Annotated in this window: 11 protein-coding genes; 4 read left to right on the top strand and 7 right to left on the bottom strand. The window is 61.7% G+C overall.

The features are described from left to right. Positions 1-10 precede the first annotated feature (10 nt). The 4 genes from AC1DVN_RS25210 to AC1DVN_RS25195 form a co-directional block, all read right to left on the bottom strand. Positions 11-1,564 (bottom strand): acetyl-CoA hydrolase/transferase family protein, encoded by a 1,554-nt coding sequence (locus AC1DVN_RS25210; RefSeq protein WP_021331695.1) that lies wholly within the window; start codon positions 1,562-1,564, stop codon positions 11-13. Positions 1,565-1,646: 82 nt separating this feature from the next. Further along, entirely contained in the window at positions 1,647-3,290 is a 1,644-nt protein-coding gene (locus AC1DVN_RS25205; protein ID WP_021331694.1) for an AMP-binding protein, read from the bottom strand. Then, a complete protein-coding gene (locus tag AC1DVN_RS25200; RefSeq protein ID WP_241840798.1) occupies positions 3,287-4,183 on the bottom strand; it encodes a crotonase/enoyl-CoA hydratase family protein in 897 nt (298 codons plus the stop codon). Before AC1DVN_RS25200 ends, AC1DVN_RS25205 begins: the two co-directional genes overlap by 4 nt. A gap of 45 nt (positions 4,184-4,228) precedes the next feature. Next, complete coding sequence (locus tag AC1DVN_RS25195) at positions 4,229-4,828, bottom strand: TetR/AcrR family transcriptional regulator (protein ID WP_021331692.1); 600 nt, start codon at positions 4,826-4,828, stop codon at positions 4,229-4,231. Positions 4,829-4,945: 117 nt separating this feature from the next. On the opposite strand from AC1DVN_RS25195, the gene AC1DVN_RS25190 reads away from it, so the two are divergent. Further along, the gene (locus AC1DVN_RS25190; RefSeq protein WP_021331691.1) at positions 4,946-5,587 is read left to right on the top strand and encodes a nucleoside/nucleotide kinase family protein; all 642 of its coding nucleotides are present in this window, start codon (positions 4,946-4,948) and stop codon (positions 5,585-5,587) included. Positions 5,588-5,764: 177 nt separating this feature from the next. Here AC1DVN_RS25190 and AC1DVN_RS25185 read toward each other — a convergent pair whose 3' ends face one another. Next, positions 5,765-7,399, bottom strand: coding sequence for a N,N-dimethylformamidase beta subunit family domain-containing protein (locus AC1DVN_RS25185; RefSeq protein WP_070795506.1), 1,635 nt, complete (start codon positions 7,397-7,399; stop codon positions 5,765-5,767). Between the two features lie 254 nt (positions 7,400-7,653). Here AC1DVN_RS25185 and AC1DVN_RS25180 point away from each other — a divergent pair, with 254 nt between their 5' ends. The 3 genes from AC1DVN_RS25180 (at position 7,654) to AC1DVN_RS25170 (ending at position 10,359) form a co-directional block, all read left to right on the top strand. Beyond that, positions 7,654-8,700, top strand: a complete 1,047-nt coding sequence (locus AC1DVN_RS25180) for a LacI family DNA-binding transcriptional regulator (RefSeq protein WP_020971166.1) — start codon at positions 7,654-7,656, stop codon at positions 8,698-8,700. A gap of 90 nt (positions 8,701-8,790) precedes the next feature. After that, on the top strand, positions 8,791-9,657 hold the full coding sequence (locus tag AC1DVN_RS25175) for an alpha/beta hydrolase family protein (protein WP_046379498.1): 867 nt from the start codon (positions 8,791-8,793) through the stop codon (positions 9,655-9,657). 336 nt (positions 9,658-9,993) lie between these two features. Beyond that, entirely contained in the window at positions 9,994-10,359 is a 366-nt protein-coding gene (locus tag AC1DVN_RS25170; protein ID WP_024487573.1) for an ANTAR domain-containing protein, read from the top strand. An 83-nt stretch (positions 10,360-10,442) separates the two neighbouring features. Here AC1DVN_RS25170 and AC1DVN_RS25165 read toward each other — a convergent pair whose 3' ends face one another. Next, positions 10,443-11,777 carry an MFS transporter gene (locus AC1DVN_RS25165; protein ID WP_047888248.1) on the bottom strand — a complete coding sequence of 445 codons (1,335 nt, stop codon included), beginning with the start codon at positions 11,775-11,777 and terminating at the stop codon, positions 10,443-10,445. Further along, the gene (locus tag AC1DVN_RS25160) at positions 11,777-13,492 is read right to left on the bottom strand and encodes an amidohydrolase (RefSeq protein ID WP_060937803.1); all 1,716 of its coding nucleotides are present in this window, start codon (positions 13,490-13,492) and stop codon (positions 11,777-11,779) included. The genes AC1DVN_RS25165 and AC1DVN_RS25160 overlap by 1 nt, the downstream gene beginning before the upstream one ends. Positions 13,493-13,536 lie beyond the last annotated feature (44 nt).

Below are 13,536 nucleotides of genomic sequence, written 5' to 3'. Positions count from 1 at the left end.
GATCGGAAGGTCAGGACAAGCGCATCGAACCCGTGTCGATGTACCGCTGATGGAACGAGAATGCCTCGCCCAGGATGTGCGGCGTCTGCCCCGCGCCCGGCTGAGCGTCGGCGCGAGCGATGTAATCGCGGAGCAGTGGCCGGAACTCCGGGTGAGCACAGTTGTCGACGATCAGGCGCGCGCGTCGCCGCGGAGACAGACCGCGCAGATCGGCCAACCCCTGCTCGGTGACCAACACCTGAGTGTCGTGCTCGGTGTGGTCGACGTGCGGAACCATCGGAACGATCGCCGAGATCTCACCCCCGCGGGCCGTCGACGGGCTCAGGAACATGGACACGTAGCCGTTACGAGCGAAGTCTCCCGAGCCGCCGATTCCGTTCATGATCTTCGTCCCCATGACGTGCGTCGAGTTCACGTTGCCGTAGATGTCGGCCTCGAGCATGCCGTTCATGGCGATGATTCCGAGTCTGCGCACCACCTCTGGGTGGTTGCTGATTTCCTGCGGACGGAGCGTGATGTGGTTGCGGTAGAAGTCGATGTTCGCGGTCAGTTCTTCGATGCCCTCGTCGGTGAGCGCCAAAGCCGTCGACGACGCATGCGCGACGGTTCCGTCCTTGATCAGCTTGAGCATCCCGTCCTGGATGACCTCGGAGTAGCAGGTCAGGCCGCGGTACGGCCCCCGATCGAGACCGCCGAGCACCGCGTTGGCAACATTGCCGATGCCTGCCTGCAGCGGAAGCAAGGTATCCACCGGCATCCGTCCGGCGCGCACCTCGAAGTCGAAGAATTCCAGGACGTGGCCGGCGATCGCCTCACTGACGGCGTCGGGTGCAGTGAGAGGGCTCGCGCTGTCTCGGCAGTCGGTCTCGACAACGGCCACAACCTTCGCGGGATCCACTCGGAATGTCGTCTGGCCGATCCGGTCTTCGACGCGGGTGATCTCGAGAGGCTTGCGATGCGGCGGCAACGCGGTGCCGTAGTAGACGTCGTGGATGCCTTCCATCGCCTCGGGCACCCAGGAGTTGACTTCGAGAATGACCTTGTCTGCGACGTCGAGCCACGTCTTGTTATTGCCGATCGACGCGGAGGGAATCAGTTCACCTGATTCGGTGATACCGGCGACTTCGACGACCGCGACGTCGACATTGCCGTAGTAGCCCTCCCACACCTGCTGAGCAACGTGGGAGAGATGGATGTCGACGTAGTCCATGCGACCGTCGTTGATGCGGCGACGCGCGGTGGCCTCGGACTGATACGGCATTCGCAGCGCGATTCCGTCGACCTCGGCGAGCAGCCTTTCGGTCTCGGTGGACACCGAAGCACCGGTCAGGAGATTGATCGTGAAGTTAGATCCGTTGCCGCGGGTGTGGTGAATGCGCTCGGCCAGCGCCGGAATGATCACCTTGGGAGTACCGGCGCTTGCGAAACCGCTGATCGCGACCGTGTCGCCGGGGTGAATGAACTTCACAGCGTCGGACGCGGCCATCACCTTCGACGCAAAGGCTGTGGCGCGAATGCGGCTGGAGGTGGCTTTGTGTCCGGTTTCACCGAAGGTTGAACTCACGACACCAGGATAAACAGGGCACGTCGAAGCGATTTACGGGGATAACCCAGACAGAATCGCTCCGACGTGCTAGGGGCTCGGGTCAGCTGACGACGCCGTAGGCGCCCTCGCCGACCAGGCTCGCAATTCGATATTTCTGAATCTTGCCCGAGCCGGTCAGAGGAAATGCTTCTGCACTGAACCACTCCTTCGGTGCTTTGTGGCGTGCCAGTCGCTCGGTGCAGAACTCGACCAGTTCGGCTGCGGTCGGCTGGTCGGACTCGTCTTTCCACCTGATGACGGCAACCACCCGCTCGCCCCACACCTCGTCGGGCACACCCACGACCGCCACATCGAGGATCTTCGGATGCGTGAAGATCACGGACTCGACCTCTCGCGGATAGATGTTCTCCCCGCCGCGGATGATCATGTCCTTGAGCCGGCCGGTCACCCGGACGTATCCACGGTGATCCATCGTCCCCAAGTCGCCGGTATGCAACCAACCGTCCTTGTCCACGGTGGCGGCCGAAGCCTCCGGGTTGCGGAAGTATTCGGTCATGACGAGGTACCCGCGCGCGCAGATCTCACCTTGTTCGCCGAGTGGCACGCTGTCCCCGGTCACCACGTCGGAAATCTTCACCTCGACCTGCGGCAACGCGAGACCGACCGTCTCCGATTTGTCTTCGGGGGTGTCGGCGGGGCTGGTCTGCGTGATCACGGGGCTCGCCTCGGTTTGTCCGTAGACGATGCTGAACCCCGCACCGAAGGCCGATTCCACCGTGCTCACGAGTTCGGGCGGGACCGACGACCCACCCGACACGACCACCGAACAGGCCGAGAAATCGCGGCTCGCGAAGCTGGCGTCGTTGATCATCGCGATCAGCATCGTCGGAACTCCACTGACCACGTCGGCCCGAAAGCGTTCCGCCGCATCGAGAACCGCAGTCGGGTCGAAATACTGGATCAGACCGATGGACATTCTTCGCTGTGCGGCGCCGAGGACCAGGATGCCGCACCCAGCGGTGTGGAAGAGCGGCATCGCCGAGACCACCGACCCCCTTTCGGGGAATTGACCTCTCCGACTGACGAAATCGGCATTGTTGACCAGTCCTCGATGATGCAGCAGCGCACCTTTGGGAACTCCGGTGGTTCCCGACGTGTACTGGATCTGCGCATTGTCGTCAGGAGAGACTTCCGGCAGTGCGCCCCGTTCGCCGGCCCAACCTCGAACCTGACGATCCCAGTCCTCGAAGTTCACTGCCAGAACTTCTGCTCCCGCAATCGAAATCGCCTCGGATGCCACCGCCGCCATGTCACCGCCGCGAAATTTTCCGGTGTGGAACAACCCGCGGGACTGGGACTGCGACAAGACGTACGCCAACTCCTCGGCGCCCAACGCCGGATTGGCAGTCACCAGAACCATTCCGGCGAGCGCGGCGCCGTACTGCAGAATCATCCACTCCGGAATGTTCGGAGCCCAGACCGTTATCCGGTCGCCGCGGTCGAACTGCGACAAGAGGTAGTGCGCGCACCCCTCCGCTTCACCCAGGAGTTCCGCAAAGGTCCAGGTGCGATCCGTCTCGGAGGCACCGGACAACGAATGCGATTGCGTCGGAACCACTTCTCTGATTGCAATCAGGTTCGGCGAGTCCGCGGCGCACTCTCGCAGCAGTCCGCCGACCGTTTGTTCCACTATCGGGTCCGACACGTCCGCGGGGAAGTACGACGTTTCGAGAACACTGCTCATCTCACATCCACTTTCTTTTCGGAAGGGGTGTCGGATTCGGGGAGCGGCCCGCCTCCGTCTGGAATCTTGCGGCCGGAATCGCGGTACTGCACCGCGGCGTGAAATCCGTCGCGTTCGGCAAAATCCTTGAACCAGCGCCCTTCCGGCGAGTGGCGCGTGATTCCGTCGAACAGGGTTGCCAGCACCTGGGTACCCTGCAACCCCATGTTGTCGTACGCCTGATTGATCATCATCTTCTGCATTGCCAATTGATTGAGCGGGACACCGGCGATGCGATCCGCCAACGCCTCCACCGCAGCGTCCAGTTCGTCGGCCGGCACCGATTCGAGCGCCAATCCCCAATCGGCGGCGGTGACACCGTCAATGGTGTCTCCCGTCAACAACATTCGCTTGGCGCGTTGCGCCCCGAGGCGGTACACCCACATAGCTGTGGTCGGGCAACCCCAGACGCGAGCAGGCGGGTATCCGATGCGGGCGTCGTCAGCCATGATCAGCATGTCGCAAGACAGCGCAATATCGCTTCCGCCTGCGACTGCATGACCCTGAACTTTGCAGATGGTCGGCTTGAGCGATCGCCAGAGGGTGAAGAAGTCGTCGGTGTTCTGCTTCATGCCCCGAAAGTCCTTGATGGGGTCCCACACCGGGCCTTGATTCCACTTTCCGTCGAGATCTCCTTCGGCGAACTTCTTGAGGTCGTACCCGGCGCAAAACGCCTTGCCTGCGCCTTGCAAGATGATCACGCGAACGTCGTCGTCGTCATTGGCCGCCGCAACTGCATTTCGGATGTCCGACGGCATCCGATCGTCGATTGCGTTGAGCCGATCGGGGCGGTTCAGGGTGATGTACGCCTTACCACCAGAGGTCTCGTATTTCAGGGTCGCAAAATCTGTCATCATCGGTCCTGTCGATCGAGCGCATCTCGAACGAAACGAGTTGCGCTAGTTCTGGGTGAGCAGCAGGCGAACAACGCCCGCCCATTGACTGATCGAACGACGCGCAGAGGCATCGCTCTTGTGTACCGCCCGGGACAACGCCAAACCACGGAGCATCAGCACGGTTAGATCTGCAATTTGCGAATAGTTCTCGGAAGCAACAATTTCAGGCCCGAACGCGTCATGGACAACTCGCTGCAAATCCCGCCCGGCGACGCGCTCCGATTCGCGGAGAACCTCCGCCAACACCGGATCCGTCCGAGCCGCCGACCACAGTTCGAGTTCCGCTTGGAACGGCGGCTGAGTCAACGCCGAATACAGAGCGGAGATCGAGTTCTCGATCGTATCCACCGACGGGTCCTGTCGAGACATCGCCGACCTCACCGCCGCCTCGTTCCGCACGACGATGTTCGACACCAACGCCGCAGTGAGCTCCTGCATATTCGGAAAGTGGTGCAGGAGAGCGCCCCGACTGACTCCGGCAGCCGTTTGAACCGACTGCGTCGTCAACGACGAATACCCGTCCGCTATCAGTAAATCCGTTGCCGCATCGAGAATCCGGTGGCGCGTGGCTTCGCGCTGCGCGTCACGCAGGGTCACGGTCACACCTCCAGTCTCTCGAGTGGCATGGCTCACAGTTTCACAGTCCATTCAGACTGTCAACGGTCGAAGACCTCCGGCGTACCCTCGATCCACCGGACCTCGGACTGATCGGAGCAACAAGTGAGGACCTCACCGCCGACCGTCTCGCTGACGCTCGATCAACTTGCCTCACGCGCCGCTTCACTGATCACCGACAACGGCCGATACATTCTCGGCATCACGGGAGCCCCTGGAGCCGGGAAATCGACGGCTTCACAGGCAATTGCGCAGAAACTGGACTCACTCTGCACCGTCGTCGAGATGGACGGCTTTCACCTTGCCAATCGGGAACTCGACCGACTCGGCAGGCGTGGACAAAAAGGCGCTCCGGAAACTTTCGACGCCGACGGATACGCGGCGCTTCTACACCGCCTCCGATCCGAAGACTCCATTGTGTACGCGCCCGTCTTCGATCGCGAGATCGACGAATCAATCGGCAGCGCAACCACTGTCGAGCCTCGAACGCCGTTGATCGTCACCGAGGGAAACTACCTCCTCCTACCAAACGGCAGCTGGCCACAAGTACGAGCGGCGATCGACACCGTCTGGTACCTCGAGGTTCCGGAGGCGACACGCACACAGCGGTTGGTGAAACGCCACAGCCGCTTCGGGAGGAGTTCCGAAGCGGCCGCGGACTGGGTGAGACGGGTGGATCAACCGAACGCCGACGTAATCGCAGCGGCCAGGTCACGTGCGGATCTGATCGTGGAGATCCGCACGTGACTGTCGAAGTTCGGCAGCTCCCCACACCCACCCGTCATCCAACTGAACGGCGAAGACTACGGTAGTTTGGATTAAAAACCCTGGTCAAGTCGATTTAATATCTCCATACATACGTACGTATGGATCCTCTTTCGACCATCATCCTCGGGCAACAAACTCTACCGCTGGTCGCCGCCGTCAGTCTGGCTCCTCAGTGAAACTCGACAGTTGCGCAGCAAACAGATTCAGCACGTTTGCGGTTATTCGTTCGGTGAAAGGATCCCGGTGAATCAGTCCACTGACCCACTCGGTCGTCCCGGCATTGAAAACGGTTCCGAGACCGCGCTGATGTGTTGCCACCATTCCCGAACCGTATTCGAACTCGCGCAGATGCTCGGGGAGTTCTCTCCCATAGGCACTTTCGAAGATTCCCGACACCTCGGCGAGGGGCGCACCAATCGGAGCGGTGCCGTTCCAGTTGTCCCGTGACCCCGAAACTGCCGGCGCCATTGCGATGATTTCCAGATCCTCTGGTGCACCGTCGACACCGGTGGCGTACGGCAGACCCTTCCTGAACGTGTAGTCCGCACCGTCCATTGCGAAAGCAGCAATACAGACCGGCGCGATTCCGAAGTTGTCACCGTAATACAGGTCGGTTCCGTTCAATGCCCAATGATCGGGCCGGTATACGGTAAAGCCGCCGGATGACCTCGGAGCTGTTGCACCGTAACGGTTGTACACCCCCGCCATCGCGGTCAAACCCATCGTCCACGCGCCCGGCCGATCAATCTCGGGGGAATCCCATGCCGTGGTGACGCGGGTGGGGTCTACTTCTCGTATGGGATCGTCGAAGGGGTTCTTGTAACAAATCTGCGCGTCACCTTCGATGCGTACCTGCCACAGGAAGTTCCCGCCGAATCGCGCCAGGCCGCCTCCTCCTTCGACAAATGCGTCGAGACGATCACGCATTTCCCACGACCAGTACTCGTCGTGACCGACGACGACTGCACACGAATATCCGCGCAGCGCTGAAGGATCCTCATGTAGGTCGTGCTGGGTGATGTGGTGTACGAGAAACGCTTGCTCCTCCGCCCACACCGTGAACGGGCGTTCGTACGTCGCCCAGAATGCGTCGGCGTGATGGCGCGAGTATCCGTTCACCCAGGCCCATTCGTACGGCGGGTGCCGCGGAACCCATCCGATTCCCGGCATATCGGTGTGAATGTTTCGCGCTGCACCTTCGGGTTTGCGCAACATCCCGCGCGCGATGGGACGCTGCGTCGACGAAATCGGTGTCGCCACGTCGCCGAAACCGTCCGGGGCACCACGGAAATTGTTGGCTCCGCCCCAGTCGTTGTAGGCCAACATCGTGCTCGTGGTGTGGATGAGGACCATGTCAGCGTGCTCGGGTTCACGTGCCTTGACAATGAAGAAGCCCTCACGTTCGACGACCACACCTTCGTGGCGCATTCGAACCAGGATCAGGTACATCCCCGAAGCCCAATTCGGTGCAACGGTGAAGGCAACGGATTCCGACCAATCACACCCGGTCGCATAGGCGTCGTCGGGCGTCGACTGTTGTTTGCCTGGTAGCCCGATGTACTTGACGATGCTCTGTGGGCGCGCGCCGTCACGGACCACCTCGATGTCGTATTCGTCAGCGGTGGTGTGCACGCGCACCGAGACGGTATCGCCGGCGAAGTAGGAGAACTTGTCTGCGTAGACCCAGATCTCGGGTGCTCCCGGAATCATTCCCGGCCGTTCGACCAAACCACCAGTGGCCGACCACGCGGCAGCAGCACCCGCGCGACGTGGACGGGTTTTCTCTCTCATGGGTAACTCCGTGGATCGTCGTATTTAGGCGCATGGACTGTGAATGAGGGTGCCCGAGGTCGACCGAATTTCACTCGAAGTTGTCCCGGTGTTCTACGAGAGTGCCGAAACGTTTCGGCATAGTCAATAGCTCTGATGAAACGATTCGGCGCAATTCCTTCGACTGAACAATCGTCCGCCAGGTTCCCCCTGCCGAAACGATTGGGCGTTACTCTTGAGTAGAAACCGCCCAGCAACTAGAGGACGCGACCCCGATGATCACGCCGAACGTCCCGACGCTTCGCGATGTCGCGACAGCCGCCGGCGTCGCCGTGTCCACAGTTTCCTACGCACTCAACGGCAAGGGCAGAGTCGACTCTGCCACCCGGGCGCGTGTTCAAGAGGTTGCGGATCGCTTGGGTTACCGAGCCAATCGGTCGGCACAAAACCTTCGCTCGGGTCGAACCGCCACCCTCGGGTTGATGCTCCCGGCCCCGGACGAGCCTTCCTCGGCCGAGTGCCTCAACTTCGACTGGTACGGCCGTGTGGCGACCGCCGCCACACAGGCAGCGTTCCACGCCGATCACTCACTCCTGTTGTTGCCGTCGATGAAAGACCCGAACGGACTGCGTCGCATCGAGATGGACGGTGTGATCGTCGTCGACCCGATGATGCACGACCCTCGCGTCGACATCTTGAAGAAACTCGGAATACCTTCTGTCGTAGTGGGTCCCGGCAACCCTGAGCAATTCGGATGGAGTATTTCGCCGGATCTCTTCGCCACGACCGAAACGCTCTTGAACCACCTCACCGAACAGGGCGCAACGGATATCCTTGTCCTCAATCCCGGAATGGATTCGGCATGGACTCGCGCAACGACCATCGCTTACCTCGAATGGTGCCGCATCCACGGCGTGTCGCCCCGAGCCACCGACGACCTGGCGTCGTTCGAGGGCGTCAATTCCGTCGAACAACTCGTCTCCGCGGCATACGCGGCGACTCACAAAGCACTGACATCCGAGAATCCCCCTGACGCGATTCTCTCGGTCATCCTCGGTTGCGCCCCCGCCGCTGCACGAGCGGCGCTCGATCTCGGCCTGTCAATTCCCGGAAGTATCTTGATCGCCCAGGACAGTGACGAGCCCGCTCTACTGATCTCCGATCCCCCGATCACCGCCGTCGACTTCTTCCCCGAAGAACAAGCAGCTTTGGCGGTGGATGCACTGCTCGCCCTGATCGACGGTGACGAACCCTCTGCGCCGACCCACACGCGTAGCGAATTACGCATACGAGCAAGCACGGCGCATTCGCTCACCCCATGAATTCACTCGGCACCGATAGACTGATTTCCTGACAATCGTCCGTCGCAGACCGAGAGGAATCAAGCCATCGCGCACCGCTCCCGCGACCGCTTGGCCAGGTACCTCGCCGTAGCGCTCGTCTGCATCTTCACGCTCGTGATCTCGGTCGCCAGCGCCTCCGGTCTCGACCGCGATATCCCTCCGGTGCGCATCGCTTACGCTGCTGCCGCAGATACTTTCGGCGATCTGTATCTTCCACCCGGATCGGACGGCGACCTGCCAGTCGTCGTATTGATCCACGGCGGCGGCTGGGCGCAGAAGAGCAATCTGGAGTACGCGGGCGCGTGGGCAAAAACGCTGACCCCCTACGGAATTGCGGTCTGGAACATCGAATACAGACGTATAGGTGGGCAGGGCGGTTGGCCGACTACTCTCTCCGATACCGTTGCGGCGACCAACGCGCTTGCCGGCATCGTTCAGGAAAAGGCCTCCGGGCGACTGGATTTGGGTCGCGTGCACATCGCCGGATACTCCGCGGGCGGACAACTGGCCGCGTGGGTCGCGTCGCGACCACAACAGGACACGGATGCTCCCGCGCCTGACCTCACCGTGCCGATTCGTTCGGCGACGATCATGGCCGGCGTCTTCGACATGACACTCGCCGCAACCGCGGGCAAAGATCGATTTGTTCGAAATCTTCTGGGCGGCATGCCGGTCGATCACCCTGACCGTTACCGCATCGCGTCACCGATCGAACATCTCCCCACCGGGCTCCCCGTCACGGCGATCCACGGACTCGGCGACAAGGTCGTGTCGGTCGAACAGAGCCGGCGCTATGCCCGTGCCGCACGAGCAGCAGGCGACGTGGTCGATCTGATCGAACTACCCGGCGTCGGCCACGGCGACTTCGGCAACCCGACAACCAACGCCTGGGCTATCACCAAGCAAGCAATAATCGATCACGTAAACACTCCTTGAGCAGGTGAAACCGCCTACTGTGAGCATGATCGCCCGCAAAAGGATTAGCTGAAACCAACTCCATGACGTACGGTGGGGTTATCAGAGGGCAGCCGTCAGTCAGGCAGCCGGTCGCTTCGCCCGGAACGACAGTTCCAATATTCGTTCCAGGGGCAGACTTCCAGTTCGGTGCAAATCCGCGCCTTTGATCACTACGCACTTTCATCAGTCCCGCAGATTGTTGACCAGGCCGAAGGCTCCGACAGAGTCCGCCGCCAATCGCGTACCGACTGCACCAGTATCAACATGCGCTACACACCGCACGGGCCCAAAACCCATGTGGTTCAAAGGAATACCTTGTACAACACCATGATTCACCCCGACGACACGAACAACCAGACGAACAGTGTCCCGACAAACGGACTACGGATCCCGACTACTTCGGGCCGTCTCCGCGAACGGGCTCTCGAAATTGTCTGCACGCTCTACCGCTGCAGCACCGACGAAGCCGCCGACCTGCTGGTACGACATTCTCAGACCAACAACCTCAAGGTCACCAGCCTGATCAAGGCGCTTGTCGCCTTGATCGACGAGGACACCTCCGGCACCGGCTACGGAAGCAACAACGCGCTGGCGTCTCACTTCTGGCTTCGCGAGATCAGGAATCTCAGCCAGGCCCACCGACGCAGCGATCACTTTCACCGCCATCTCGTCGGCGCGTAACAGTCGCTGAACGACAACTGACCTGAAACGACAGCTGGGGCAGTACACGGAAATCGTGTACTGCCCCAGCTTCGTTTCGGCAGTCAGGCGGAAGCCGATTCCTTGTTCAGGTCCTGCCGGACGTCGTCGGTATCCGTCGCCTCGTCCACATGCTGCGGAGCGAAGAGCAGGCAGACGATGCTCAGGATGCACATGCCGATCAGCAGTGCGATGACCGGCCAGATGCTGCCCGTTGCCTTGTACATCAGCGTCGAGATCAGCGGAGACAATCCGCCGAAGATCGCGCCGGCACCCTGGTACGCCAACGAGATACTTGTGTAACGAGCCTGCGGCTTGAACATCTGCGAGAGAACGGCGGCGATCGGACCATACGTGGCAGCAAGCACCAGTCGCATGACCGCAAACGTCAGGAAGATCAGGAACACGGATCCGGACTTCAGCACCAGGAACTGCGGCGCTGCGAGTATTGCGACCGCAGCAAGACCCCAGATGACCACGCGGACGCGCCCCACCTTGTCGCCGAGCCACGCAACTCCCAGGGTCGCGATCAACTCGACCACTGCAGCGACACTGAGCGCGTTGAGAATCAGCGTCTCCGACAAGCCGACGTCGGGGTCGGTTGCGTATGCCGTGATGAAGGTCGTCACGAGGTAGTAGCCGCCGACTGCGACCGGCAGAATGCCGATACCAAGGATGATCGGACGCCAGTTGGTCACCAGCGCGTACTTGAGCGGCAGCATCTCCGGAACGTCCGCGGACTTCACCTCGGACTCGAAGACCGGGGACTCCTCGACCTTCAGGCGAACGACCAAGCCGACCAGAATCAGCAGTGCCGAGCAGAGGAACGGCAGACGCCAAGCCCACTCGCGCAGAGCGTCGTCGCCGAAGGTGGAGAGAATGCTGAAGAAACCGGTGGCAAGAAGGGCGCCGGCCGGGTTGCCCAGCTGAGCGAATCCGCCGTAGAAGGTCTTCTTGTCCTCGGGAGCATGCTCGACGGCCATCAGGACTGCGCCACCCCATTCGCCGCCAACGGCGAAGCCCTGGACGAAGCGGAGCACGACCAGCAGTAGCGGCGCCCAGAACCCGATCGACGCGTACGTGGGCAACATGCCGATGAGGAATGTTCCTGCACCCATCAGCGTCAGGGTGACAACAAGAGCGGTGCGTCGGCCCATCTTGTCACCGACATGGCCGAACACGATTCCACCAAGGGGGCGGGCGAAAAACCCGACGGCGTACGTCGCGAACGCCGCCGCAACGCCGGTCAGGCGATCGGTTCCGGGCGGGAAGAAGATGTCACCGAACACCAGGGCGGCTGCCGTGGCATAGACGTAGAAGTCGTACCACTCGATGGTTGTACCGACGAAGGCTGCAAATCCCGCCTTGCGGGCCTTCACGATCTGTTGCTCTCGGTTCATTACTTTTCCTCGGTGGTCGAAGTGCTCGACAATAGGTGGTTATGACCTGAATGTGCGAGTTCGCCGTCGATCCAGGTCTCCCGGACCTCGATCTGCGCAATCGCGTCGGCCGGAACCTCGAGGAGATCCGCGCCCAGAATCACGAAGTCGGCCCGCTTGCCGACCGAGATGCTGCCAAGTTCCGCTTCACGGCCCAGCGCACGCGCGCCGTTGAGCGTGTGAGCCTGCAGTGCCTGGTCGGCGGAGATGCGGAGTGCATCGGAGCCGAGCTGATGGCCCTGACGTGTCACACGAGTGACGGCTGCCTGAATTGCCTCGAGCGGCTTGGGCTCTGCGACCGGGGCGTCGGAGCTGATGGTCACGGGAACATCGGCAGCGATGAACTCCCCGAGCGGGTTGAACCGCTCGCCCGGAGTGCCGATCGCCGCGGTGACGCCCTCACCCCAGTTGTAGTAGTGCTGCGGCTGGTTCACCGGGTAGACACCGGCCAGGTTCATCCGGGCGATCTGCTCGGCCGTCGGGAGTCCGCAGTGCTCGATGCGGTGACGCGCGTCGGCGTCGGGGTGAGCCTTCTGCGCTGCTTCGATGGCGTCGAGCACCATGTCGATGGCGGTCGGCGACTGCGCGTGCGTGGCGGTCTGCAGACCCACGGAGTGTGCCTTGGCAATGAGCTCCGAGTAGTCCGCCGGCTCATGGTAGAGCTGCCCGGTGCGGCACGGGTCGCCCACGTAGCCGTCGGGGAAGTATGCGGTCCAGCCGCCGAGAGTGCCGTCGGCGTAGAACTTGATGCCGCCGAACGCGAGCCGCGAATTGCCGAAGGCGCCATGCATTCCCGTGTCGATGACGTGATCGAGGAGATGGCTGAGCATGTACATGCTGACGCGCGTCTTGAGCTGATCCTGCTCGGCCAGACGCAGGTACATGTCGAATTCACGACGCGTCACCTGGCAGTCACCGATGGTGGTGACGCCGCCGGCCAGGAACTTGTCCTGAGCGACCGACAGCTGGCGAAGGTGCTCTTCCGGCTCGTCCTCGAGATGGAAGTTGGGTCCGTGATGGCCGACCTTCACACCGTTGACACCGGTGAGGATGTTGCACGCGGCGTCGGACAGCTCGCCCGTCAACTCGCCGTCTGTGTCTCGGAAGAACTCGCCACCGGCCGGGTTCTCAGTGCTCGCATCGATGCCGTGCTTGTCGAAAGTGAAGGAGTTGACGACGCCGCCGTGACCGCTCGCGTTCATGAGGTAGACCTCGCGATCAGTGGCAACCTGATCGAGCTCTTCCTTGAGCGGATGACGCCCTTCGATCAGGTTGCGGTGCTCATAGCCGTATCCGCGAATCGGGACACCTGCAGGAGCTGTGAGTGCCGCTTCCTGAAGCAGGGCAATGATTCCGGGAATCGAGTGCGCCTTCTCCGGCCCGCAGTCCACCCAGCTGAGCATCTGTCCGTACATCAACGGGTGTGCGTGCGGATCGACGAATCCGGGGACGACGGTGGCGCCGTCGAGTTCGACCACCGCGGTCGTGCGAGTGCTCAGGCGTCGCGCCTCCGTGCGGCATTCCTCGAGTGTCCCCACCGCGGCAAAGCGGTTTCCGAACACCAGGAACGCTTCGGCTCCCGCCGTGCTGTCGTCAACGGTGTGGATCTTGGCGCCGGTGAAGATCGTGGCGGTGGCGTCGAGCGGCGAGGCTTCGTGCGTGTGCAACTTGCGCATGGTGGTCCTTCGTCGAGATGGTGGTGCAGGTCACTGCGTGTTGA

Source organism: Rhodococcus sp. P4_E4 (assembly GCF_056401575.1).
The sequence above is the reverse complement of the archived record's forward strand: the minus strand, read 5'-3'. Positions and strand labels throughout refer to the sequence as shown.

What these genes read in the sequence shown, in the direction of transcription:
- AC1DVN_RS25205 (WP_021331694.1), bottom strand. Translation starts at nt 3,290, where the DNA reads ATGAGCAGTGTTCTCGAAACGTCGTACTTCCCCGCGGACGTGTCGGAC.
- AC1DVN_RS25200 (WP_241840798.1), bottom strand. Translation starts at nt 4,183, where the DNA reads ATGACAGATTTTGCGACCCTGAAATACGAGACCTCTGGTGGTAAGGCG.
- AC1DVN_RS25185 (WP_070795506.1), bottom strand. Translation starts at nt 7,399, where the DNA reads ATGAGAGAGAAAACCCGTCCACGTCGCGCGGGTGCTGCTGCCGCGTGG.
- AC1DVN_RS25180 (WP_020971166.1), top strand. Translation starts at nt 7,654, where the DNA reads ATGATCACGCCGAACGTCCCGACGCTTCGCGATGTCGCGACAGCCGCC.
- AC1DVN_RS25165 (WP_047888248.1), bottom strand. Translation starts at nt 11,777, where the DNA reads ATGAACCGAGAGCAACAGATCGTGAAGGCCCGCAAGGCGGGATTTGCA.
- AC1DVN_RS25160 (WP_060937803.1), bottom strand. Translation starts at nt 13,492, where the DNA reads ATGCGCAAGTTGCACACGCACGAAGCCTCGCCGCTCGACGCCACCGCC.